This is a genomic window from Pseudomonas sp. NPDC089530 (genome assembly GCF_050280705.1).
Classification (GTDB): domain Bacteria; phylum Pseudomonadota; class Gammaproteobacteria; order Pseudomonadales; family Pseudomonadaceae; genus Aquipseudomonas.
In genome coordinates, this window is record NZ_JBNNVU010000023.1 from 47,339 (window position 1) to 70,065 (window position 22,727).

At 63.7% G+C, this 22,727-nt stretch carries 19 protein-coding genes; 9 read left to right on the forward strand and 10 right to left on the reverse strand.

Annotated elements, in window-relative coordinates; genetic code table 11:
* Positions 1 to 16: 16 nt before the first annotated feature.
* Entirely contained in the window at positions 17 to 2,278 is a 2,262-nt protein-coding gene (gene rlmKL / locus ACQKQA_RS11910) for a bifunctional 23S rRNA (guanine(2069)-N(7))-methyltransferase RlmK/23S rRNA (guanine(2445)-N(2))-methyltransferase RlmL (protein ID WP_427557167.1), read from the reverse strand.
* 551 nt (positions 2,279 to 2,829) lie between these two features.
* Between rlmKL and rmf the strand changes: the two genes are divergently transcribed.
* On the forward strand, positions 2,830 to 3,045 hold the full coding sequence (rmf, locus tag ACQKQA_RS11915; protein ID WP_010448881.1) for a ribosome modulation factor: 216 nt from the start codon (positions 2,830 to 2,832) through the stop codon (positions 3,043 to 3,045).
* Positions 3,046 to 3,173: 128 nt separating this feature from the next.
* Here rmf and ACQKQA_RS11920 read toward each other — a convergent pair whose 3' ends face one another.
* Positions 3,174 to 4,193 carry a quinone-dependent dihydroorotate dehydrogenase gene (locus ACQKQA_RS11920; protein ID WP_427557171.1) on the reverse strand — a complete coding sequence of 340 codons (1,020 nt, stop codon included), beginning with the start codon at positions 4,191 to 4,193 and terminating at the stop codon, positions 3,174 to 3,176.
* 254 nt (positions 4,194 to 4,447) lie between these two features.
* On the opposite strand from ACQKQA_RS11920, the gene ACQKQA_RS11925 reads away from it, so the two are divergent.
* The 8 genes from ACQKQA_RS11925 (at position 4,448) to cobA (ending at position 16,184) form a co-directional block, all read left to right on the forward strand.
* Positions 4,448 to 5,659, forward strand: coding sequence for a CmpA/NrtA family ABC transporter substrate-binding protein (locus tag ACQKQA_RS11925; protein ID WP_427557174.1), 1,212 nt, complete (start codon positions 4,448 to 4,450; stop codon positions 5,657 to 5,659).
* Positions 5,660 to 5,674: 15 nt separating this feature from the next.
* Positions 5,675 to 6,250, forward strand: coding sequence for an ANTAR domain-containing response regulator (locus tag ACQKQA_RS11930; protein WP_427557177.1), 576 nt, complete (start codon positions 5,675 to 5,677; stop codon positions 6,248 to 6,250).
* A 323-nt stretch (positions 6,251 to 6,573) separates the two neighbouring features.
* Complete coding sequence (locus ACQKQA_RS11935) at positions 6,574 to 7,785, forward strand: nitrate/nitrite transporter (protein WP_427557179.1); 1,212 nt, start codon at positions 6,574 to 6,576, stop codon at positions 7,783 to 7,785.
* 7 nt (positions 7,786 to 7,792) lie between these two features.
* Positions 7,793 to 9,463 carry a protein kinase domain-containing protein gene (locus tag ACQKQA_RS11940; RefSeq protein ID WP_427557182.1) on the forward strand — a complete coding sequence of 557 codons (1,671 nt, stop codon included), beginning with the start codon at positions 7,793 to 7,795 and terminating at the stop codon, positions 9,461 to 9,463.
* A 476-nt stretch (positions 9,464 to 9,939) separates the two neighbouring features.
* Positions 9,940 to 12,393: a nitrite reductase large subunit NirB gene (gene nirB, locus ACQKQA_RS11945; RefSeq protein WP_427557184.1), complete on the forward strand. Its 2,454-nt coding sequence runs from the start codon at positions 9,940 to 9,942 to the stop codon at positions 12,391 to 12,393.
* Positions 12,390 to 12,710 carry a nitrite reductase small subunit NirD gene (gene nirD, locus ACQKQA_RS11950; protein WP_427557187.1) on the forward strand — a complete coding sequence of 107 codons (321 nt, stop codon included), beginning with the start codon at positions 12,390 to 12,392 and terminating at the stop codon, positions 12,708 to 12,710. The genes nirB and nirD overlap by 4 nt, the downstream gene beginning before the upstream one ends.
* Positions 12,707 to 15,424 (forward strand): molybdopterin-dependent oxidoreductase, encoded by a 2,718-nt coding sequence (locus tag ACQKQA_RS11955; RefSeq protein ID WP_427557189.1) that lies wholly within the window; start codon positions 12,707 to 12,709, stop codon positions 15,422 to 15,424. The genes nirD and ACQKQA_RS11955 overlap by 4 nt, the downstream gene beginning before the upstream one ends.
* A gap of 10 nt (positions 15,425 to 15,434) precedes the next feature.
* Positions 15,435 to 16,184, forward strand: a complete 750-nt coding sequence (gene cobA / locus ACQKQA_RS11960) for a uroporphyrinogen-III C-methyltransferase (protein WP_427557192.1) — start codon at positions 15,435 to 15,437, stop codon at positions 16,182 to 16,184.
* A 76-nt stretch (positions 16,185 to 16,260) separates the two neighbouring features.
* Here the strand turns inward: cobA and ACQKQA_RS11965 are convergent, their stop codons facing one another.
* The 8 genes from ACQKQA_RS11965 to ACQKQA_RS12000 form a co-directional block, all read right to left on the reverse strand.
* The gene (locus tag ACQKQA_RS11965) at positions 16,261 to 17,247 is read right to left on the reverse strand and encodes an OmpA family protein (protein WP_427557194.1); all 987 of its coding nucleotides are present in this window, start codon (positions 17,245 to 17,247) and stop codon (positions 16,261 to 16,263) included.
* Between the two features lie 107 nt (positions 17,248 to 17,354).
* Complete coding sequence (gene sigX, locus ACQKQA_RS11970) at positions 17,355 to 17,945, reverse strand: RNA polymerase sigma factor SigX (protein WP_044462116.1); 591 nt, start codon at positions 17,943 to 17,945, stop codon at positions 17,355 to 17,357.
* Between the two features lie 89 nt (positions 17,946 to 18,034).
* Positions 18,035 to 18,859 (reverse strand): mechanosensitive ion channel family protein, encoded by an 825-nt coding sequence (locus ACQKQA_RS11975; RefSeq protein WP_427557198.1) that lies wholly within the window; start codon positions 18,857 to 18,859, stop codon positions 18,035 to 18,037.
* Positions 18,860 to 18,861: 2 nt separating this feature from the next.
* On the reverse strand, positions 18,862 to 19,107 hold the full coding sequence (locus ACQKQA_RS11980) for a CrfX protein (protein WP_427557200.1): 246 nt from the start codon (positions 19,105 to 19,107) through the stop codon (positions 18,862 to 18,864).
* Positions 19,108 to 19,170: 63 nt separating this feature from the next.
* On the reverse strand, positions 19,171 to 20,166 hold the full coding sequence (locus ACQKQA_RS11985) for a zinc transporter ZntB (protein WP_427557203.1): 996 nt from the start codon (positions 20,164 to 20,166) through the stop codon (positions 19,171 to 19,173).
* Between the two features lie 25 nt (positions 20,167 to 20,191).
* A complete protein-coding gene (gene rraA / locus ACQKQA_RS11990; protein ID WP_075118774.1) occupies positions 20,192 to 20,683 on the reverse strand; it encodes a ribonuclease E activity regulator RraA in 492 nt (163 codons plus the stop codon).
* 262 nt (positions 20,684 to 20,945) lie between these two features.
* Positions 20,946 to 21,935 (reverse strand): alpha/beta fold hydrolase, encoded by a 990-nt coding sequence (locus ACQKQA_RS11995; RefSeq protein WP_427557206.1) that lies wholly within the window; start codon positions 21,933 to 21,935, stop codon positions 20,946 to 20,948.
* A gap of 98 nt (positions 21,936 to 22,033) precedes the next feature.
* A partial coding sequence (locus tag ACQKQA_RS12000) for a putative PEP-binding protein (protein WP_427557209.1) occupies positions 22,034 to 22,727 on the reverse strand: 694 nt, incomplete at its 5' end.

Sequence of the window (22,727 nt, forward strand, 5' to 3'; positions counted from 1 at the left end):
GTGGATCCAATCGCATTCAGCGGGCGGTGATTTTCCAGGCCCGGTGAATCTTGCCGTTACGGGCAAAATCCGGGTCGATGGTCTTGGTGGTGATCTCCTCGACCGCGTAGCGCGCCGCCAGGTTTTCCTCCAGTTGGAACTTGCGGAAGTTGTTGGAGAAATACAGCACGCCACCGCTCGCCAACCGCGCCATCGCCAGGTCGAGCAACTGCACATGGTCGCGCTGTACGTCGAACACCCCTTCCATGCGCTTGGAGTTGGAGAAGGTCGGCGGATCGATGAAGATCAGGTCGAACTCATCGCGGCACGTCTCCAGCCAGGCCATGACATCGCCCTGCTCCAGGCGGTTCTTCTCGGAAAAGCCGTTGAGCGACAGGTTGCGCCGCGCCCAGTCGAGGTAGGTTTTCGACAGGTCGACGCTGGTGGTGCTGCGCGCCCCGCCCTTGGCCGCGTGCACGCTGGCGGTGGCGGTGTAGCAGAACAGGTTGAGAAAACGCTTGCCGGCGGCTTCTTTCTGGATGCGCAGGCGCATCGGCCGGTGATCGAGGAACAGCCCGGTATCCAGGTAGTCGGTGAGGTTGACCAGCAGCTTCACACCGCCTTCGCTGACCTCGGTGAACTTGCCCTGGGCACTCTGCCGTTCGTATTGCTTGGTGCCGCTCTGGCGCTCGCGACGCTTGATCACCACCCGGCTCTTGTCGACATTCAAGGCCTGCGGAATGGCCGCCAGGGCATCGAACAGGCGGGCCTGGGCCTTTTCCGGATCGACCGATTTCGGCGCGGCGTACTCCTGCACGTGCACCCAGTCCTGGTACAGGTCGATGGCCAGGGCGTATTCCGGCATGTCGGCATCGTAGACGCGGTAGCACTCGACGCCTTCGCGCTTGGCCCACTTGCCCAGTTGCTTGAGGTTCTTCTGCAGGCGGTTGGCGAACATCTGCCCACCTTCGCTCAGGCGCGCCTGCTCCACCACCGGCGCTGGCGCCGGCTTGATCGGGTTGCCGTTCTTGTTGTACTGGCGCTCCTGCACCTGCGGCGCCTGCTCGGCCTCGGCCTGTTCGCGCTCGATCTGCCGTTGCTCCGGGGTACGCCGCTCGCCGGTGACGAACTGGTCCGGCTGCACCTTGATCAGCAGCAGCTTGCACGGCAAGGCGCCGTTCCAGAACGAATACTGCTTGTGGCTGCGAATGCCCATGCGCTTGCCCAGGTCCGGGGCGCCGGTGAACACCGCCGCTTCCCAGCCCAGGCAGGCCTGGCGCAGGCGTTCGCCCAGATTCTGGTAGAGGTACAGCAGGCTGGCTTCATCGCCCAGGCGCTCGCCGTAAGGCGGGTTGCTGATGACCAGGCCTTTCTGGTTCTGGTCCGGACGCGGCTCGAAGGTTGCCACTTCGCCCTGGTAGATCTTGATCCACTCACTCAAGCCGGCCCGCTCGACGTTGTTGCGGCCCGGCTGGATCAGCCGCGGATCGGCCTCGTAACCGCGAATCCACAGCGGTGGCTTGGCCAGGCCGGCCTGGGCCCGGGCCTGGGCTTCTTCGTGCAGCTTGCGCCACAGCGCCGGGACGTGGCCGAGCCAGGCGGTGAAGCCCCACTGCTCGCGCTTGAGGTTGGGGGCGATGTCGGCGGCGATCATCGCGGCCTCCACCAGGAAGGTCCCCACACCACACATCGGGTCGGCCAGGGCGCCGCCGTTGGCGGCGATGCGTGGCCAGCCGGAACGGATCAGGATCGCCGCCGCGAGGTTTTCCTTCAGCGGCGCCGCGCCCTGCTGCAGGCGATAGCCACGCTGGTGCAGGCTGTGGCCGGACAGGTCGAGGGAGAGGATGGCTTCGCCGCGATCCAGGCGCAGGTGAATGCGCAGGTCCGGGTTGAGCTTGTCGATGGACGGGCGCTCGCCGGTCGGTGTGCGCAGCTTGTCGACGATGGCGTCCTTGACCTTCAAGGCGCCGAAGTGGGTGTTGTCGATGCCCGAACCGTGGCCGCTGAACTCCACCGCCAGGGTGCCGTCCGCCAGCATGTGGTCCTGCCAGTCGACGTCGTGTACGCCGTCATACAGGTCTTCGGCGTTTTTCATCGGGAAGCGCTTGAGCACCAGCAATACCCGATTGGCCAGGCGCGACCAGAGGCACAGGCGGTAGGCGGTCTCCATGTCGGCCATGCCGCGCACGGCCGAGGTATGTTCGCGCGCGTCTTCAAGGCCAAGCCCGGCGGCTTCCTCGATGAGCAGGCCTTCGAGGCCTTTGGGACAGGTGAGGAAGAGTTCGTAGCGATCCGACATGGGAGTTCAGGCCTTTGGCAATAAGTGAACGGACAACGCATCGTCCGCCCGGTTTTCAATCAAGCGCTTTTCTTGCAGAGCGCCCGCGTGGCACGAATCTGTGCCGTCCCGCCCCTGCTGTTCAGCCCACCGCCAGCGGTAACTGCTGGGGAAAAAGCTTAGATGCCGAGGCAGATAAAAAGTCAGCGTAACAAAAGGTCATAACTCGACCTTTCATCGAATAATACCTGAGTGCAACAGAATGGGATTCTCACTAAAGCATTAAGCCCATCATTCAGTAAGAGGCTGATCACAGCGAGGTTTGCCCGATCGCCCCATTACAGGGCAGGCCTTTCTTATGGCCTTACCACCATTATCGTTACGTCCTTATGACAAAACGATCATTCACACACTGTGGCGCATTGGTTAGAAATCAACTCAGGTCGACGCCGCAATGACGTCGACACCAGGCTCGCGACGCCGGCAGCGAGCCCCAACGGCAGAAGCATTCTGCCCGGCCTCGAACGAGGTCGACGGGACATAAGACAGTCAACAAGTGAGGGAAACACCCTATGAGAAGACTTAAGCGTGATCCGTTGGAAAGAGCATTTTTGCGCGGATACCAGTATGGCGTTAATGGCAAGTCCCGTGAGCTTTGCCCATTTACTCTACCGTCAGTACGTCAAGCCTGGATCAATGGCTGGCGCGAAGGACGCGGCGACAACTGGGACGGTATGACCGGCACTGCGGGAATCCACAGACTCAACGAACTTCACGCCGTCGGCTAAAACAGGGCACACATTCCGACACCAAAATCTGAATACGCAACGATTTAACCACGCGCGTCCCATCCGGACGGCGGGCTGCGGCCCAGGGGCTCCTTTAAGGAGCCCTTTTTAATGGCCGCGCAAAAACCTCAGCGCAAGGCCGCGATCGCGTCCACCGACTCGCGAATCAGCGCCGGCCCCTTATAGATGAAGCCCGAATACAGCTGCACCAGGCTGGCGCCGGCAGCGATCTTTTCCGCCGCGTGGCTGCCTTCGGTGATACCGCCCACCGCAATGATCGGCAAACGCCCACCCAGCTCGCCCGCCAGCACCTTCACGGTGTGGGTGCTCTTGTCCCGCACCGGCGCGCCGGACAGGCCGCCCGCCTCGTCACCATGCTCCATGCCTTCGACACCGACGCGGCTCAGGGTGGTGTTGGTGGCGATGACCGCGTCCATTCCGGTTTCGATCAGGGCGCGGGCCACTTCGGCGGTTTCTTCGTCGGTCATGTCCGGGGCGATCTTGATCGCCAGCGGCACCCGCTTGCCATGCTGCACCGCCAGGGCCTGCTGACGCTGGCTGAGGGCGCCGAGCAACTGCTTGAGCGACTCGCCGAACTGCAGGCTGCGCAGGCCCGGGGTGTTGGGCGAACTGACATTGACCGTCACGTAGCTGGCGTGGGCATAGACCTTGTCCAGGCAGATCAGGTAGTCGTCCACCGCGCGCTCGACCGGGGTGTCGAAGTTCTTGCCGATGTTGATCCCCAGCACGCCCTTGTACTTGGCGGCCGCCACTCGGGCCAGCAGATGATCGACGCCCAGGTTGTTGAAGCCCATGCGGTTGATGATCGCTTCGGCTTCCGGCAGGCGGAACAGCCGTGGCTTGGGATTGCCCGGCTGCGGACGCGGGGTGATGGTGCCGATCTCGACGAAACCGAACCCCAGCTGGGCAAAGCCATCGATCGCCGCGCCGTTCTTGTCCAGGCCCGCCGCGAGGCCGACCGGGTTCGGGAAGTCCAGGCCCATGACCTTCACCGGCATCTGCGCCGGCGCCTTGCATAGCAAGCCATTGAGGCCCAAACGCCCGCCCGCGCCGATCAGGTCCAGGGACAGATCATGGGAGGTTTCCGGGGAGAGTTTGAACAACAGCTGGCGGGCCAGGGTATACATGGGCGGGCTTGACTCGGTGGCGGCGAAATGAGGCGGCGATTATAGCCGCACGCCGGGCTCGCAGGCGAGGCACGTGGCGAAATCAACCGCGAATGGCATATGCCTTGCACCGCAAGCTCCATCAGCACCCGGGCCAATGACGGCGCGGGCTGCAAGACAAAGGCGTCGCTCCCCCACTGGCTCTGCCCGGCGTGCGGGTGCGACGTTTTTTATGGCCGCTTTTATAGGGCAGCTTTTTATGGACGGTGCCCCCCATGAATGAACTCCCCGTCAGCCCGCTGGCCTGGGTCAACGGCAGCGATGCTCCGGAAAAGACCGCGATCGATCTCGGCTTCATGGCCCTGAGCGACTGCGCCTCGGTGGTGGTCGCCGCCACCCAGGGGTTCGCCCAGCCTTACGGCCTGACCCTGAACCTCAAGCGCCAGGCGTCCTGGGCCAACCTGCGGGACAAGCTGGTGAGTGGCGAACTGGACGCCGCCCACAGCCTGTACGGCCTGATCTACGCCGTGCACCTGGGCATCGGCGGGGTCAACGCCACCGACATGGCGGTGCTGATGGGCCTGAACCAGAACGGCCAGAGCATCAACCTCTCGCGGGAACTGCAGGCCCTGGACGTGACCAGTCCTGAAGCGCTGGAGCGGCATGTGCACCAAAGCCGGGCAAGGCTGACCTTCGCCCAGACCTTCCCCACCGGCACCCACGCCCTGTGGCTGTATTACTGGCTGGCCGCCCAGGGCATCCACCCGCTGCAGGACGTCGACAGCGTGGTGGTGCCGCCGCCGCAAATGGTCGCGCACCTGCAGGCCGGGCGCATCGACGGCTTTTGCGTGGGCGAACCCTGGAGCGCCAGCGCGGTGCGGCAGAACCTGGGCTTCACCCTGGTCACCAGCCAGGCGATCTGGCCGGACCACCCGGAAAAAGTCCTCGGCTGCACCCGTGCCTTTGTCGAGCAATACCCGAACACCGCCCGTGCCCTGGTGATGGCGATCCTCGAGGCCAGCCGCTTCATCGAGCAAAGCCGCGAGAACCGCCAGAGCACCGCACAACTGCTGAGCGCCAGCGACTACCTGGATGCGCCGCTGGACTGCATCGCGCCGCGCCTGCTCGGCGAGTATGCCAACGGCCTCGGCCAGCGCTGGCAGGATCCCCACGCGCTACGCTTTTATCAGGGAGGCGCGGTCAACCTGCCGTACCTGTCCGACGGCATGTGGTTCATGACCCAGTTCCGCCGCTGGGGCCTGCTGCGCGAAGACCCGGACTACCTGGGCATCGCGCGCCAGGTGCAACAACTCGGGCTCTACCGCGAAGCCGCCAGCGCGGTCGGCGTCGCGTCCCCGGGCCCGGACATGCGCAGCAGCCAGTTGATCGACGGCAAGCGCTGGGACGGCTCGGACCCGGCCGCCTACGCGCGCAGCTTCCAACTGCACGCCATGAGCGACAGCTCCCCTCTTCTCGCCAGCCGCTGACAGGAGCCTGAGACCATGCTGCGTATCCTGCTGATCAACGACACCGCCAGGAAGGTCGGTCGGCTCAAGGCGGCCCTGACGGAAGCCGGCTTCGAGGTGATCGACGAGTCGGGCCTGACCGTCGACCTGCCGGCGCGCGTCGAAACGGTGCGCCCGGACGTGATCCTGATCGATACCGAGTCACCGAGCCGCGATGTGCTGGAGCAAGTGGTGCTGGTCAGCCGCGACCAGCCGCGGCCGATCGTGATGTTCACCGACGAGCACGACCCGGATGTGATGCGCCATGCCATCAAGTCCGGGGTCAGTGCCTACATAGTCGAAGGCATCCAGGCCCAGCGCCTGCAACCCATCCTCGATGTGGCCATGGCCCGCTTCGAGAGCGACCAGGCGCTGCGCGCGCAATTGCAGGCCCGGGACCAGCAACTGGCCGAACGCAAGCGCATCGAGCTGGCCAAGGGCCTGTTGATGAAGATGAAAGACTGCAACGAAGAACAGGCCTACACCCTGATGCGCCGCCAGGCCATGAGCCGGCAGCAGAAGCTGATCCAGGTGGCGGAGCAGATCATCGCCATGAGCGAGTTGCTCGGCTGACCTTTCGTTGCGCCAATACGGCCCCATCGCGGGCAAGCCTCGCTCCTACGGTCCGCCGTGATCTGCAGGAGCGAGGCTTGCCCGCGATCAGGGACACCGGCACTCCAACTCTTGGCACAGATCTGGCTATGTAATCGCCACAGGTAACCAACGGCGGTTGCCCCACCTACGACAAAGACGTCGCACACCCCTTTCGCCCCAGGCGATGCGGGTTGCGGCGTTTTTTCGTTTTGGCCCCACAGCCCGGGGCCGGTGGAGCGGCCCTAACGGCGCCCCACAAAGCCCATGACTCCTTTCGAGATTCTTTACAGCTGAGGTGCGCGATGAATTCAAGCTTCTGGAAATCCGGCCACACCCCGACCCTGTTCGCGGCCTTCCTCTACTTCGACCTGAGCTTCATGGTCTGGTACCTGCTCGGCCCGCTGGCGGTGCAGATCGCCGCCGACCTGCAACTGACCACCCAGCAACGCGGGCTGATGGTGGCCACGCCGATCCTCGCCGGCGCCGTGCTGCGTTTCGCCATGGGCCTGCTGGCCGACCGCCTGTCACCCAAGACCGCCGGGCTGATCGGTCAGGTGATTGTCATCGGCGCGCTGTTCTGCGCCTGGAAGCTGGGCATCCACAGCTATGAACAGGCCCTGCTGCTGGGGCTGTTCCTGGGCATGGCCGGTGCCTCGTTCGCCGTGGCTCTGCCGCTGGCCTCGCAGTGGTATCCACCACAGCACCAGGGCAAGGCCATGGGCATCGCTGGCGCCGGCAACTCCGGCACCGTGTTCGCGGCCCTGTTCGCCCCGTTGCTGGCCGGCGTCTTTGGCTGGAGCAACGTGTTCGGCTTCGCCCTGGTTCCGCTGATCCTGACCCTGGGGCTGTTCGCCTGGCTGGCCAAGAACGCCCCGGAACGGCCCAAGGCCAAATCCATGGCCGACTACCTCAAGGCCCTGGGCGACCGCGACAGCTGGTGGTTCATGTTCTTCTACAGCGTGACCTTCGGCGGCTTCATCGGCCTGGCCAGCGCCCTGCCCGGCTACTTCAACGACCAGTACGGCCTGAGCCCGGTCACCGCCGGCTATTACACCGCCGCCTGTGTGTTCGGTGGCAGCCTGATGCGCCCGCTGGGCGGTGCGCTGGCCGATCGTTTCGGCGGCATCCGCACCCTGCTGGTGATGTACAGCATCGCCGCGGTGTGCATCGCCTCGGTTGGCTTCAACCTGCCAAGTTCCTATGCGGCCCTGGCCCTGTTCGTGTGCACCATGCTCGGCCTCGGTGCGGGCAACGGCGCGGTGTTCCAACTGGTGCCACAACGCTTCCGCCGTGAAATCGGGGTGATGACCGGCCTGATCGGCATGGCCGGCGGCATCGGCGGTTTCGCCCTGGCTGCGGGCATGGGCGCGATCAAGCAAAGCACCGGCAGCTATCAGTTGGCGCTGTGGCTGTTCGCCAGTCTGGGCCTGCTGGCCTGGTTCGGCCTGCATGGGGTAAAACGCCGCTGGAGAACCACCTGGGGCTCCGCCGCCGTCACCGCGGCCCGGGTCTGAGCCGCCCATGAGCCTGCAACTGAGCCACGCCCACGCCAGCGCCATCGGCCCCCGCGCGGAAAACCAGGACGCCTTGCGCCTGGTCACCCCGGCGCCGGCCCTGGCCGCCAGCAAGGGCCTGCTATTCGCCATCGCCGACGGTGTCAGCCAGTGCGCCGACGGCGGCCTGGCCGCGCGCTCGACCTTGCAGGCGCTGGCGCTGGACTACTACGCCACCCCGGAAACCTGGGCCGTGGCCCAGGCCCTGGAACGCCTGCTGCTGGCGCAGAATCGCTGGCTGCAGGCCAACGGCGGCGGCCAGCCGCTGCTGACCACCGTCAGCGCCCTGGTGCTGCGCGGCCGGCGCTTCACCCTGGCCCACGTCGGCGACTGCCGGGTCTATCGCTGGCACGCCGATCAGTTGCAGCGCATCAGCGACGACCACGTCTGGGACCAGCCCGGCATGCAGCATGTGCTCAAGCGTGCCCTGGGCCTGGACCAGCACCTGGTGGTGGACTTCCTCGACGGCGAGCTGCGAGAGAACGAAAGCTTCCTGATGCTCAGCGACGGGGTCTGGGCCACCTTGGGCGACACCGCCATCGCCGCGATCCTGCGCGACCAGCCCGACCTCGACAGCGCGGTGCAGACCCTGGTCAGCGCCGCGCACCTGGCCGGCAGCCAGGACAATGCCAGCGCCCTGCTGGTGCGGGTCGACACCCTCGGCGAAAGCTCCATCGGCGACGCCCTGCTTCACTTGCAGCAATGGCCGCTGCCACCGCCCCTCAAACCGGGCCAGCAGTTCGAGGGCTGGCAGGTCACCGAGGTGCTCGGGCACAGCCAGCAGTCCCTGCTGTACCGCGTGCTCGATGGGCAACGACAACCCTGGCTGCTGAAAACCTTGCCCGGCCATCTGCGCGATGACCATCAGGCCGGGCAATCGCTCTTGTCGGAAGAATGGTTTCTGCGCCGGGTGGCCGGCCGGCACTTTCCCGAAGTACATGCCGCGACCGCCCGCCAGCACCTGTATTACGTGATGCGCGAATACCCGGGGCAGACCCTGGCCGAGCATCTGCAACGGCATGGCCCCCTGCCGCTGCCGCAGTGGCAGGACCTGGCCGAGCGCCTGCTGCGGGCCGTGGGCCTGCTGCACCGCCGGCAGATCCTGCACCGTGATATCAAGCCAGAAAACCTGCTGCTCGGGGACGATGGCGAGCTGCGCCTGCTGGACTTCGGCCTGGCCTATTGCCCCGGCCTGTCGGAGGATCAGGCGCACCTGCTGCCCGGCACCCCGAGCTATATCGCGCCGGAGGCCTTCGGCGGCGCGGCGCCGACGCCACGACAGGACCTGTACGCGGTGGGCGTGACCCTGTACTGGCTGCTGACCGGGCATTTTCCCTACGGCGAAATCGAAGCCTTCCAGCGCCCGCGCTTCACTACCCCGGTCAGCGCCAGCCGCTACCGGCCGGACCTGCCGGACTGGCTCGAACAGAGCCTGGACCGCGCGGTGCAGGCCGACCCGGCCCAGCGTTATGAAACCGCCGAAGAGTGGTTGCTGGTGCTCGAACAAGGCGAACGCCGCAGCCTCAGCGTCCGCCCCAGGCCCCTGCTGGAACGCGAACCGCTGAAGGTCTGGCGCACCCTGGCGTTGATCTCGCTACTGCTCAACCTGCTGTTGCTCTACCTGTTCCTGCATCACTGATAGCGCCGATAACCCTGTAGCCGCTGTCGAGCCCCGGCGAGGCTGCGAACGACCGCGTAGCGGGCGCAAAGCCAGGCAATCGTGCAGGTCGGACACACCGGGCAGGCAGGGTTTACGGGGCTGCGTCGGAATGCCGCCCACCTCGATCGCAGCCTCGCCGAGGCTCGACAGCGGCTACAGATTGCTCCAGAAACGGGCAAGGCGCTTTGAATCGGTGCAGACTTCCCCCCTCCCACTCCCGAAAATCGCCCCGCCCCCGCCAAAACCCACGGTTGGCGCAACTTGGCACAAGCACTGCATTAACGCTCCCAACAGCACATACGACCCAGCCTTCAACGACGAAGGCCGGGTTTTCCCGAGAGAACGGGACCGGACAAAGGCGTCCTGCCAGGCAACTGGCGGGACGCCTTTTTTGTTTGCGCAACGTTTATCGAGCCTGGCCCCACGAGCGACAGCCCGGCGACGCGGAGATCGACATGAAGCAACTCAAACTGGTGATGATCGGCAACGGCATGGCCGGGGTACGCACCCTGGAGGAACTGCTCAAGCTGAGTAACGAGCTGTACGACATCACGGTCTTCGGCGCGGAACCCCATACCAACTACAACCGCATCCTGCTGTCCCCGGTACTGGCCGGCGAACAGACCTTCGAAGAGATCGTGCTCAACGACCTGGGCTGGTACCAGGACAACGGCATCAAGCTGCTGCTCAACCGCAAGGTGGTAGAGATCGACCGGGTCAAACGCCGGGTGATCGCCGAAGACGGCAGCGAGGCCGAGTACGACCGCCTGTTGATCGCCACCGGCTCGACCCCGTTCATCCTGCCGATCCCCGGCAACGACCTGCAGGGCGTGATCGGCTACCGCGATATCGCCGACACCCAGGCGATGATCGACACCGCCAAGACCCACAAGCACGCGGTGGTCATCGGCGGCGGGCTGCTCGGCCTGGAAGCCGCCAACGGCCTGATGCTGCGGGGCATGGACGTGACCGTGGTGCACATCGGCGAATGGCTGCTGGAGCGGCAGTTGGACAAGACCAGCGGCCAGCTGCTGCAAAGCGCCCTGGAAAGCCGTGGCCTGAAGTTCCGTCTGAGCGAACAGACCCAGGCCCTGCATGACGCCGGCAACGGCCGGGTCGGCTCGGTGCAGTTCAAGAACGGCGACATCATCCCCGCCGACCTGGTGGTGATGGCCGCCGGCATCCGCCCCAATACCGAACTGGCGGAAAAAGCCGGCCTGCCCTGCAGCCGCGGGATCCTGGTCAACGACACCCTGCAAACCTACGATCCGCGCATCTATGCCATCGGCGAATGCGCCAGCCATCGCGGGATCGCCTACGGCCTGGTGGCGCCACTGTTCGAGCAAGCCAAGGTCTGCGCCAACCACCTGGCGCAACTGGGCTTCGCCCGCTACCAGGGCTCGGTGACCTCGACCAAGCTGAAAGTCACCGGGATCGACCTGTTTTCCGCCGGCGACTTCATGGGCGGCGAAGGCACCGAGACCATTACCCTCTCCGACCCCATCGGCGGCGTGTACAAGAAGCTGGTGATCAAGGACGACGTCCTGGTCGGCGCCTGCCTGTACGGCGACACCGCCGACGGCGGCTGGTACTTCCGGCAGATCCGCGAGAACCACGCCATCGGCGAAATCCGCGACCACCTGATGTTCGGCGAGAATGCTTTGGGCGACGTCGGCCACCAGGGCCAGGACAAGGCCATGAGCATGGCCGACACCGCCGAAGTCTGCGGCTGCAACGGCGTGTGCAAGGGCACCATCGTCAAGGCGATCCAAGAGCATGGGCTGTTCAGCGTCGACGAGGTCAAGAAGCACACCAAGGCCGCCAGTTCCTGCGGTTCCTGCGCCGGCCTGGTGGAACAGATCCTGATCAACACCGTGGGCGGCGCGGCCGACGTCAAGCCGAAAAGCGAGAAAGCCATCTGCGGCTGCAGCGACCTCAATCACGGGCAGATCCGCCAGGCGATCCGCGAACAGCACCTGCTGACCGTCGCCGGCACCATGGGCTACCTGAACTGGCGCACGCCCAACGGCTGCGCCACCTGCCGCCCCGCGCTGAACTACTACCTGATCTCCACCTGGCCGGGCGAGGCCAAGGACGACCCGCAATCGCGGCTGATCAACGAACGGGCCCACGCCAACATCCAGAAAGACGGTACCTATTCAGTGGTGCCGCGGATGTGGGGCGGCGTCACCACCCCCGCCGAACTGCGACGCATCGCCGACGTGGCGGACAAGTACCAGGTGCCGATGGTCAAGGTCACCGGCGGCCAGCGCATCGACCTGCTGGGCATCAGGAAGCAAGACCTGCCCGGGGTCTGGAAGGACCTGGACATGCCCTCCGGCCACGCCTACGGCAAGTCCATCCGCACCGTGAAAACCTGCGTCGGCAGCGAGTTCTGCCGCTTCGGCACACAGAACTCCACTCAACTGGGCATCGAACTGGAGCACGACCTGTTCAACATGTGGTCGCCGCACAAGGTCAAGCTGGCGGTCTCCGGCTGCCCGCGCAACTGCGCCGAGGCCGGGATCAAGGACGTCGGCATCATCGGCGTCGACTCGGGCTGGGAGATGTACATCGGCGGCAACGGCGGGATCAAGACCGAGGTCGCGGAGTTCTTCGTCAAGCTGAAAACCTCTGACGAGGTCCGCGAATACAACGGCGCCTTCCTGCAGCTGTACCGCGAGGAAGCCTTCTACCTGGAGCGCACCGTGCACTACCTGCAACGGGTCGGCATGGCGCACATCAAGCAAGCCATCGTCGAGGACCCGCAGCGGCGCCAGGCGCTCAACGAGCGCCTGCAGTTCGCCCTGTCCTTCGAACAGGACCCGTGGCAGGAACGCCTGGAACAACCGCTGCTGAAAAAGGAATTCGAGCCGATCCGCGTCAAGCAACTGGAGGTGCCGCTATGAACTGGCTGGATATCTGCGCCCTGGAAGAGATCAACGCCCTGGGCTCGCGCATCGTCAACGGCCCCAGGGGCGACATCGCCATCTTCCGCACCAGCGACGACGCCGTCTTCGCCCTCGACGACCGCTGCCCGCACAAGGGCGGGCCGCTGTCCCAGGGGCTGATCTACGGCAAGACAGTCGCCTGCCCGCTGCACAACTGGCAGATCGACCTGGAATCCGGCGCAGCCCTGGCGCCGGATATCGGCTGCGCCCATCACCACCTGGCGCGGGTGGAGAACGGCCGCGTGCTGCTGGCCCTGCGGGATGCCGGCCGATGAACCGCCAGACGACTGCCTCGACCTGCTGTTACTGCGGCGTTGGCTGTGGCGTGCTGATCGAGCACGACGGCGAACGCATCCTCGGCGTCAGTGGCGACCCGAGCCACCCGGCCAACCACGGCAAACTGTGCAGCAAGGGCTCCACCCTGCACCTGACCGGCGACCTCGCGGCGCGCGCCCTGTACCCGGAATTGCGCCTGGGCAAGGCTCTGGCCCGCGCCCGCACCGACTGGGACAGCGCGCTGGAACACGCGGCCAATGTATTCGCCGAGACCATCGCCGAACACGGCCCGGACAGCGTGGCCTTCTATATCTCCGGGCAATTGCTCACCGAGGACTACTACGCCTTCAACAAACTGGCCCGGGCCCTGGTGGGCACCAACAACATCGACAGCAATTCGCGGCTGTGCATGTCCTCGGCAGTGGTCGGCTACAAGCGCAGCCTGGGCGCCGACGCGCCGCCCTGCAGCTATGAAGACATCGAGCTGAGCGACTGCGTGATGATCGTCGGCAGCAACATGGCCTACGCCCATCCGGTGCTGTTCCGCCGCCTGGAGCAGGCCAAGCGCCTGCGACCACAGATGAAGGTGATCGTCATCGACCCGCGACGCACCGACACCTGCGACCTGGCCGACCTGCACCTGGCGATCCTGCCGGGTACCGATGTCGCGCTGTTCCACGGCATCTTGCACCTGCTGCTGTGGCAGGACTGGATCGACCGCGACTTCATCGCCGCCCACACCGAAGGCCTGGCCGAGCTGAAGGACCTGGTCCACGACTACAGCCCGCCCATGGTCGCGCAGTTGTGCGGCATCAGCGTCGAGCAGTTGCGCCAGTGCGCTGAGTGGGTCGGCACCTCGCCGAGCTTCCTGTCGCTGTGGTGCATGGGGCTGAACCAGTCCAGTGCCGGCAGCGCGAAAAACAGCGCGCTGATCAACCTGCACCTGGCCACCGGGCAGATCGGTCGCCCCGGCGCCGGCCCCTTCTCCCTCACCGGCCAGCCGAATGCCATGGGCGGTCGGGAAACCGGTAGCCTGTCGAACCTGCTGCCGGGGCATCGGGATGCCGCCAATCCGGAACATCGGGCCGAAGTGGCCGCCTACTGGGGCGTCGAGCAATTGCCGGCCAGCCCCGGCTTGAGCGCCATCGAGCTGTTCGAGCAGTTGCGTAGCGGCAAGATCAAGGCGCTGTGGATCGCCTGCACCAACCCGGCGCAGTCCCTGCCCGACCAGACTGCGGTGCGCGAAGCCTTGCTGGCCTGCCCGTTCGTGGTCCTGCAGGAGGCCTTTCGCACCACCGAGACCGCGGCCTTCGCCGACCTGCTGCTGCCCGCCGCCAGCTGGGGCGAGAAGGAAGGCAGCGTGACCAACTCGGAACGGCGCATCTCCCATGTGCGCCAGGCCGTGGCGGCCCCTGGCGAAGCCCGTCCGGACTGGGCCATCACCCTGGACTTCGCCCGGCGCCTGGAACAGCGTCTGCGCCCGCACCAGCCCAGCCTGTTCGCCCTGGATACGCCGGCGCAGGTGTTCGATGAATACAAACAATTGACCCGCGGCCGGGACCTCGACCTGTCCGGTATCAGCCACGCGCTGATCGACCGCCTGGGGCCGCAGCAATGGCCCTTCCCCGCCGGCGCCGAACAGGGAACGCCGCGCCTGTATGGCGACGGCCGCTTTCCGACCGTCAGCGGGCGCGCGCACTTCGTCAGCGACCCTTATCGCGCCGCCAAGGAACAACGGGATGCGCGCTTCCCCCTGACCCTGATCACTGGTCGCCTGCGCGATCAATGGCACGGCATGAGCCGCACCGGCACCGCGGCCCAACTGTTCGGCCACGTCAGCGAAGCCGTGCTCAGCCTGCACCCGGACGAACTGCGCCGGCAGAACCTGCAAGCGGGCGATCTGGTGGCGCTGAAAAGCCGGCGCGGCAGCGTGATTGTCGCCGTGACGGACGACGACAGCGTGCGCCCGGGCCAGGCTTTCCTGCCGATGCATTGGGGCGATCGCTTCCTCAAGGGCGGCGTCAATGCCGTGACCCAGCCGGCGTTCGACCCGCTGTCCAAACAGCCGGAACTCAAGCACAGCGGTGTGCGCCTGGAGCCGGTGCAACTGCCGTGGCAACTGTTCGCCCTGATCGAAGGCAACGTGCAGGAGCATTTCGAGGCCCTGCGCCCACTGTGCGAGAGCTTCGCCTACGTCAGCCTGAGCCTGACCGGCCGCGAACGCCCGGCCCTGCTGTTGCGCGCGGCCAACGGCGAGGCGCCGGCGCCGCAATTGCTCAAGGACATCGACCGGTTGCTGGGCCTCAACGAGGGCCCGGTGCTGGCCTATGACGATCCGCGGCGCTCCATCGGCAAACGGGTGCGCATCGAGCAAGGACGGATCACCGCCATTCGCCTGGCCGGTGAAACCCTGGCCCAGCACTGGCTGCAGAACCTGTGGCTGGAAGGCAAGACCGACGAGCAACTGCGGCGCTGGCTGCTGGCGCCCATGAGCGCACCGCCGGGCGCGGCCGGGCTGATCGCCTCGAGCGGCAAGACCTTGTGCAACTGCAAGAACGTCAGCCAGAGCGCGGTCTGTGCCGGGATCTCCCGCGGCCTGGACCTCGATGGCCTGAAACGGGAGCTGGGCTGCGGCACTCAATGCGGCTCCTGCGTCCCCGAAATCAAACGTCTGCTGGCCACTTCGGCGCAGCCTGTCGCAATCCCCCTGTGAGGAAACCAACATGAGCGCAAAAGTCTGGCTGGTGGGTGCGGGCCCTGGCGACCCTGAACTGCTGACCCTCAAGGCCGTCCGCGCCCTGGGCGTGGCCGATGTGGTGCTGATCGACGACCTGGTCAATCCGGCGGTGCTGGAACATTGCCCCCGGGCCCGGGTGATTGCGGTGGGCAAACGCGGCGGCTGTCGCTCGACGCCCCAGGCGTTCATTCACCGGCTGATGCAGCGCTACGCCCGGCAAGGCAAGTGCGTGGTGCGCCTCAAGGGCGGCGATCCGTGCATCTTTGGCCGCGGCGGCGAAGAAGCGCAGTGGCTGCAGGAACGTGGTATCGAAGTGGAACTGGTGAATGGCATCACCGCCGGCCTGGCCGGAGCGACCCAATGCGGGATACCGCTGACCCTGCGCGGTGTCGCCCGTGGCGTCACCCTGCTGACCGCCCACACCCAGGACGACAGCAGCCTGAACTGGCAGGCCCTGGCCCAGAGCGGCACGACCCTGGTGATCTATATGGGGGTGGCCAAACTGGGGGAGATACGCGAACAACTGGTCGCTGGCGGCCTGGCAACCCATACCCCGGTGGCCATGATCGAGAATGCGTCCCTGCCCGAGCAGCGCGAGTGCCGGAGCAGTCTGGAGGCGATGCATGACGACGCCTTGGCCTTCCAGCTCAAAAGCCCGGCCATCCTGGTGGTCGGTGAGGTTGCTGCTTCGGGCGCGCAGCTGGCGGTGCTTTCCGAGACGGCCTTATCGGCCTGATTCGCGCTTCTTCCACAAATCGTAGGCAAAGAAAAACCCGGCCTAGGCCGGGTTTTTCAAAGCTGCAAGCTACAGATTACTGAGCTTGTTGAGCTTGTGCTTCAACCTGCGCTTCTACGCGACGGTTTACAGCGCGGCCAGCTTCAGTTGCGTTGTCAGCAACTGGGCGGGACTCACCGTAACCAACGGATTGAACGCGGCTCGACTCAACACCGTACTGGTTGGTCAGAACTTGCTTAACGGCGTTTGCACGACGCTCAGACAGTTTCTGGTTGTAAGCGTCAGGACCGACGGAGTCAGTGTGACCTTCAACAACGGTAGTGGTCTGTGGGTACTGCTTCATGAAGTCAGCCAGGTTCTTGATGTCAGCGTAGCTGTTAGGCTTCACGACCGACTTGTCGAAGTCGAACTTCACGTCCAGCTCAACACGAACAACTTCAGCAACCGGAGCTTCTGGCTCTGGAGTTGGCTCCGGAACTGGAGCTGGAGCTGGAGCTACCTTGCCAGCGTTGCCGCCGAAGTTCACACCCAGACCAACCAGAGCGGAGTAGTCCCACTTGCCGTTGTCCATTGCGTAGTCGGCTTCAACGCCGGCACGAGCGAACAGGTTGTCGGTGAAGTAGTACTTAACACCGGTACCAACGATAGCCAGGGTCGACTGGTCGCGACCGCTGTGGCCGTCAGCCAGGACGTTGGTACGGCTCTGGTGACCGAAACCACCCGAAACGTATGGACGCAGGGAGTCCACGCCAGCTTGACCGAAGTGGTAGGTAGCCAGCAGGCTGCCGGTGTCACCTTTGATCTTCTGGTTGCCAGTGCCGTCGTTCGAACGGGTGTGGTTGGTTTTGTCGTAGTTCAGGTCCAACGACAGGTCATCGGTCAGGAAGTAGCCGATGCGAGCGCCTGGGTTGAAGCCGTCTTCGATGTGCTTAACGCTGTCGTTGTACTGTTTTTTGTAAAACAGTTCACCCTCGACCGCGCCTTGGCCTTGCGCCAGAACGCCGAACGAAGTCACGGCAACAATAGAACCAATGGCAATGCCCAAGGTGTTTTTCAGTTTCATCCGTTAAATCCCCATCTGGTGATTGTAAAGCAGTCCCACATACCGGGGGACAACTCGGCGGTAAGTCTACCAGAACTTACCTAGACGTAAGAGATATTTGCGCCGAACTAAGTTTCAGCAATGCCTGCAAATTTCTCACGCAATTTATCAAGCGCACGCTTGTACCGCATTTTCGTAGCACTCAACCCCATGTGCATGATGTCTGCGATCTCCTGAAACTCCAGCTCTGCGACAAAACGTAGCACCAGAATTTCTCGATCGATCGGATTCACATGCACTAACCAGCGGTCAAGTCCACCCTTTTCCTCAGGTTTTGGCGCCTTTTCTTCAGACGCTTCCTCAAGAGGATCAAGACTCAACGCATCCATCAAACGACGTTTGCGCCGTTCTTTCCGATATTGGGTGATGCATTCGTTGTACGTGATGCTGTAGAGCCATGTCTTGAACTTCGATTTCCCCTCGAAGTTCTTCAGGCCATAGAGCACCTTCAACATCACCTCCTGACAGACATCATCAGCATCACGATCGTTCCCTAAATAACGCGCACAAACGTTGAAGAGGGTTCGCTGATAGCGTCGCATCAACTCTTCATATGCACGCGTTACGTGGAACAGCTCCGTGTGCGAACGCGCGACCAACTCCTCGTCAGAGAGCTCACGGGGGTCATAACGCGTGGATAGCGATTGGGCTTTATTCAAAACGAGTCGGGCCGACAGTCAGGTCAATGTCCACCGCTGCCCTGGCAAGGGCATTTTTGCGGCGGCATACATTAGCAGGGTTTGCCGGGTTAGCGGCTACTTACATGCTGCTCCAGCATGATCCGATTGGAGAGAGAGACTAGCTCACCCTCATCGGTCAGCAGTGTAGTTTTAACCGTGCCGATCTCCTCGATCTGCCCTTCGACCTCTCCAACTCGCACTTGTTGCCCAACCTGATACAACTCACGCACGTAGATTCCCGCAAGAATCTGACCGGCAATATCCCGGCTTCCCAACCCCATGGCCAAGGCAACAGCCAGACCAACGGTAATCAAAACGATCACGATCACATGGTTGAGCAGGTCGGTTTTGACCTCCAACTGACTGATCGCAACGGAAATACTGATGATGATCACCAGCCCCTGGGCGATTCGCCCCAGGCCACTGGCGTAATCCAGACCAACCCCTTCGGCGGCTCCGCGCACCAGCCCATTGGCCAGTTGCGCCAGCAATACCCCAACCAACAGCACCAGCGCCGCCCCGAAAACCTTCGGTACATACAGCGCCAACATATCGAGCGTAGCCGAAACTCGCTCAAGGCCAAGGGATTCTGCGGCAGAAACCAGGAAAATCAGTAAGACGAACCAATACACGATTTTACCGATCAGGGTAGAAATCGGCACCTGCAGCCCCGCGCGGGACAGCAGTTTGGTCAGGCCGGTGCCGCCCATCAGGCGATCCAGGCCCAGCTTGGCGAGCAATTTCGACAGCAAGGTATCGAGCAGCTTGGCCACCACGAACCCCAGCAGCAGCACGACCAGCGCGCCAAACAGGTTGGGAATGAAGTTCGCTACCTTGGTCCACAATGCGGTCATCGCAGTGACGAGGCTCTGAGTCCAGAGATCAAGTTCCATATTCAATCAGCCTTATCAGCAGTGCGAGCATTGGATTTAAGACGGGAAACCGGCGCGATATGGGCCGATCCGTTATTCAGAGCAATCATCAGCGCGGGCAACCAGCGGCCGAGCAGGCTGAACAGATCCCCGGCCCCCACCTGCCGGTTGGCGGTTTTCAGCACGCGGCCCAGGCACGCATCGTCGTCCCGGGTGGACGGTGTGGCCTTGAGCATGTCACGCAACGACTGTTCAAACGGATCGTGCATACGCACCTCTCGAAATGTCTGTGAAAGACGCGATCAGAATTCTTCGGGTCACATGGATCATCGTCAGACCCAGCGCAAACGTCGGAATAACCACCACTGCCCCAGAGCCACCAGCACCATCAACAGGCAAGCGATGAGAAACCCGTAGGGACTGTTGGAAAGCGGAATGCCCCCCACATTGATCCCCAGCAAACCGGCCAGGAAACTCATCGGCAGGAAGATCCCGGTGATGATCCCGAAGCGAAACATGATGCGATTCATGCGTACGCTCAAACGCCGGTCTTCGGCCTCCAGCACAAGCCCCACGCGCTCTCGGGTCAATTCGAGCTCTTCCAGATAGCGGGTCAGGCTGTTGTTCAGTTCATTCCAGTAATCGCCATCGTCATCGGCGAACCAAGGCAGCCTGGTACGGCTGAGCTGACCGAAAATATCCCGCTGTGGCGCGAGGAAGCGCTTGAGTCCGGCAGCCCGTCGACGGATTTGCAGGATGTTGGCCTGCTCGGGGGTATACCGTTCGTCGGCATCCAGTTTTTCTTCCTCGGTATCGACCACTTCCGAGAGGTCGCTGACCAGGTCCTGCACCTTATGGGTCAGGTGCTCGGCCATATAAAGGATGAGTTCGGAGGCGTTTTTCGGCCCCTTGCCGTCCCCCAACTGCACCAACAGCTCGTCGGTGGCGCGCAGTGGTCGCAGACGCAGGGAGATCACGCGTTGGGCGGAACCGAAGATGCGTACCGAAACCATGTCTTCCGGTTCGGCCCCCGGATTGAGGTTGATCCCGCGCAAAAACAGCAGAAACTCGGAGTCCGGCAGCGCCAACAGGCGCGGCCGGGTGTTTTCTTCGAGCAGAAGGTCGCAGCTGAACTCGCTCAAGCCGCTGGATTTACGCAACCAGGTCTGGGTCTGTGGATGACTGCGGTCCCAATGCAGCCAGAGGCTTTCATGGGCTTGCAGTTGCAGGTCGTCCAATTCAGTTCGGGCAATCGCACGCGCACCACCTTTACCGTCCAGCACCAGGGCATGCACCAGCCCCCATTGCGCGTTGTCTTCCTCGAACATCCTCATCCCTTGCTTGGTCGACTGCTTATTCGGGCATTTTCAGCGGGCTTGGCGAAACGATCACGCCGTTGTTGTCGGCATAGACATACTCGCCCGGACGGAACGTCACCCCGGCAAAAGTCACCGCCACGTTCAGATCGCCAATACCGCGCTTGTCGGTCTTCATCGGGTGGCTGGCCAGCGCCTGGACGCCCAGGTCGGTTTGCGCAATCACATCGACATCCCGGATGCAGCCGTAGATCACCAGCCCTTCCCAACCGTTCTTGGCCGCTTTCTCGGCCAGCATGTCGCCCAGCAGCGCCCGGCGCAGGGAGCCGCCGCCGTCCACCACCAGCACCTTGCCATGGCCCTTGAGTTCGACCTGTTCCTTGACCAGCGAGTTGTCTTCGAAGCACTTGATGGTCACGATTTCGCCACCGAAGGAGTCGCGGCCACCGAAATTGCTGAACATCGGTTCAACCACCTGCACCAATTCCGGATAGGCGTCGCACAGGTCGGGGGTGAGGTAATGATTCATCGAGAAACTCCTGTAATGGAAAGAACACGTCGCGGTGTCGGAATTTGCAGGGTTCATGCTCAGAGATACGAGCCCAGACAGCGAAGGTTTAGCTTCACCCAGCCTCGATCCCCATGCGATTCACGATACGCCAATTTCAGCGGGCTGGATCGACACGAACAGAATGCCGAACTAGCGACCGAATGTGACCAGAACCGCTCAAGGCGTCATATCTTAGCCGCAAGCGCATCGAAACGAAATGCTCTTGTCAGCGCCTTCGCCCTCAACCCGCGGCTGCCAGTTCGGCGCCCGATGCCAGCAAGGGGCTCTGCTGATCCATCAACCAACGCGCCACCAAAGGCCAGACTTCGGCCTGCGCGGCCTTGCTCACCAGCATCTCGACATGGCCGAAGTTGCCGCTGAACCCTTGCTCGCGCCCCAGGCAGACGAACTGCTTGTGCTCGGAGCCCAACTGGTCGAACAGCTTGCGGCAAGCCCAGGTCGGGTCCTGATGATCCCCGGCGGCGCTCACCGTCAGTACCGGCATCGATACATCGGACAAGCCGGCCCACCAGTCCTTCTTGCCATCGCCGAAACGCCCGAACAGCCCGTACCAGCGCAGGCTTTCCAGGGCCAGGCCAATGGGCTCGTCCTCGGGGCCGCGCTTGAGCCGCGAGCCGGACAGCTGGGCAAAGCGCTTGAGGATGAAACGCCCGCCCCACTCCACCGCCGGGATCTTCAGTGGCCAGTAGGTACGGCTGACCTGGGAGCCAAACAGCGCCGCCGACGCCACCGCCGGCTCTCCCAGGTACTGGCCGCCCAAGGCCGCCGCCAGGGTGATGCCGCCCAGGGAGTGGCCGATCCAGTGTGGAACCTGGCCGCTTTGCTCGCGCACGAAGGCGCCGATGGCCGGCAGGTCGTATTGCGCATAATCGGCGACGCGGTTCTTGCGGTAGTCGGCATTGCGTCGTGACAGGCCATGACCGCGCATCTCGGGAATCCATACATCGAAGCCCATGCGCGCCAGATAGGCGCCCAGGCCGATGCCCTTGGGCGAATACCAGAAGCGCCGGTTGGAGAAGCTGCCGTGCAGCAGGATCACCGGAATACCACGGGATTCGGCCTCGTCCGCCATTCCCAGGCGGGTGACGGCCAGCTCCACCGTGCTGTCCGGACTGTTGCCCGGCTTGAGACGGTAGACATCTTCACTCAGGTCGCCTCGACGTTCGGCACTGATCAAGGCGACGGGAAATAGGTTGCTGCTGCTTTGCATAATGTTCTTGCACAAAAAAGGGCGGCATCCGGAGGGAGCCCGCCCTACTTGAATCTCAAAGCGCCGGCTGCCCCAGGGCTGGCCAGCGCTTCATTCCCTCAGACCGCGCCCTGGCCCTCGGCCAGGAAGAACCAGGTTTCCAGTACGGAATCCGGGTTCAGCGAGACGCTTTCAATCCCTTGTTCCATCAGCCACTTGGCCAGGTCCGGATGGTCGGACGGGCCCTGGCCGCAAATACCGATGTATTTGCCAGCCTTGTTACAGGCTGCGATGGCGTTGGCCAACAGCTTCTTGACCGCCGGATTACGCTCGTCGAACAGGTGCGCGATGATGCCCGAGTCGCGGTCCAGGCCCAGGGTCAGCTGGGTCAGGTCGTTGGAACCGATGGAGAAGCCGTCGAAGAACTCGAGGAACTCTTCGGCCAGGATCGCGTTGGAAGGCAGCTCGCACATCATGATCACGCGCAGGCCATTTTCACCGCGCTTGAGGCCGTTTTCGGCCAGCAGATCCACCACCTGGCTGGCTTCGCCCAGGGTACGGACGAACGGCACCATGATCTCGACGTTGGTCAGGCCCATGTCGTTGCGCACGCGCTTGAGGGCGCGGCACTCGAGCTCGAAGCAGTCGCGGAAGGATTCGCTGATGTAACGCGAAGCACCGCGGAAGCCCAGCATCGGGTTTTCTTCTTCCGGCTCGTCGGTCGATGCATTGCTGCGCTGCCAACTCTTTAAGACCGTTCTGCACCACTTGATGGGTGCCTTCAAAACCCGGACCGATCCAGCGAAAGCTGTT

Bases quoted from the DNA above. Each gene is read 5' to 3' on its own strand.
- cobA (WP_427557192.1), top strand. From the start codon at position 15,435: ATGAGCGCAAAAGTCTGGCTGGTGGGTGCGGGCCCTGGCGACCCTGAA.
- ACQKQA_RS11975 (WP_427557198.1), bottom strand. From the start codon at position 18,859: ATGGAACTTGATCTCTGGACTCAGAGCCTCGTCACTGCGATGACCGCA.
- ACQKQA_RS11965 (WP_427557194.1), bottom strand. From the start codon at position 17,247: ATGAAACTGAAAAACACCTTGGGCATTGCCATTGGTTCTATTGTTGCC.
- rmf (WP_010448881.1), top strand. From the start codon at position 2,830: ATGAGAAGACTTAAGCGTGATCCGTTGGAAAGAGCATTTTTGCGCGGA.
- rlmKL (WP_427557167.1), bottom strand. From the start codon at position 2,278: ATGTCGGATCGCTACGAACTCTTCCTCACCTGTCCCAAAGGCCTCGAA.
- ACQKQA_RS11935 (WP_427557179.1), top strand. From the start codon at position 6,574: ATGAATTCAAGCTTCTGGAAATCCGGCCACACCCCGACCCTGTTCGCG.
- ACQKQA_RS11980 (WP_427557200.1), bottom strand. From the start codon at position 19,107: ATGCACGATCCGTTTGAACAGTCGTTGCGTGACATGCTCAAGGCCACA.
- ACQKQA_RS11930 (WP_427557177.1), top strand. From the start codon at position 5,675: ATGCTGCGTATCCTGCTGATCAACGACACCGCCAGGAAGGTCGGTCGG.
- ACQKQA_RS11955 (WP_427557189.1), top strand. From the start codon at position 12,707: ATGAACCGCCAGACGACTGCCTCGACCTGCTGTTACTGCGGCGTTGGC.
- ACQKQA_RS11940 (WP_427557182.1), top strand. From the start codon at position 7,793: ATGAGCCTGCAACTGAGCCACGCCCACGCCAGCGCCATCGGCCCCCGC.
- rraA (WP_075118774.1), bottom strand. From the start codon at position 20,683: ATGAATCATTACCTCACCCCCGACCTGTGCGACGCCTATCCGGAATTG.
- ACQKQA_RS11925 (WP_427557174.1), top strand. From the start codon at position 4,448: ATGAATGAACTCCCCGTCAGCCCGCTGGCCTGGGTCAACGGCAGCGAT.
- ACQKQA_RS11985 (WP_427557203.1), bottom strand. From the start codon at position 20,166: ATGTTCGAGGAAGACAACGCGCAATGGGGGCTGGTGCATGCCCTGGTG.
- ACQKQA_RS11995 (WP_427557206.1), bottom strand. From the start codon at position 21,935: ATGCAAAGCAGCAGCAACCTATTTCCCGTCGCCTTGATCAGTGCCGAA.
- ACQKQA_RS11920 (WP_427557171.1), bottom strand. From the start codon at position 4,193: ATGTATACCCTGGCCCGCCAGCTGTTGTTCAAACTCTCCCCGGAAACC.
- nirD (WP_427557187.1), top strand. From the start codon at position 12,390: ATGAACTGGCTGGATATCTGCGCCCTGGAAGAGATCAACGCCCTGGGC.
- nirB (WP_427557184.1), top strand. From the start codon at position 9,940: ATGAAGCAACTCAAACTGGTGATGATCGGCAACGGCATGGCCGGGGTA.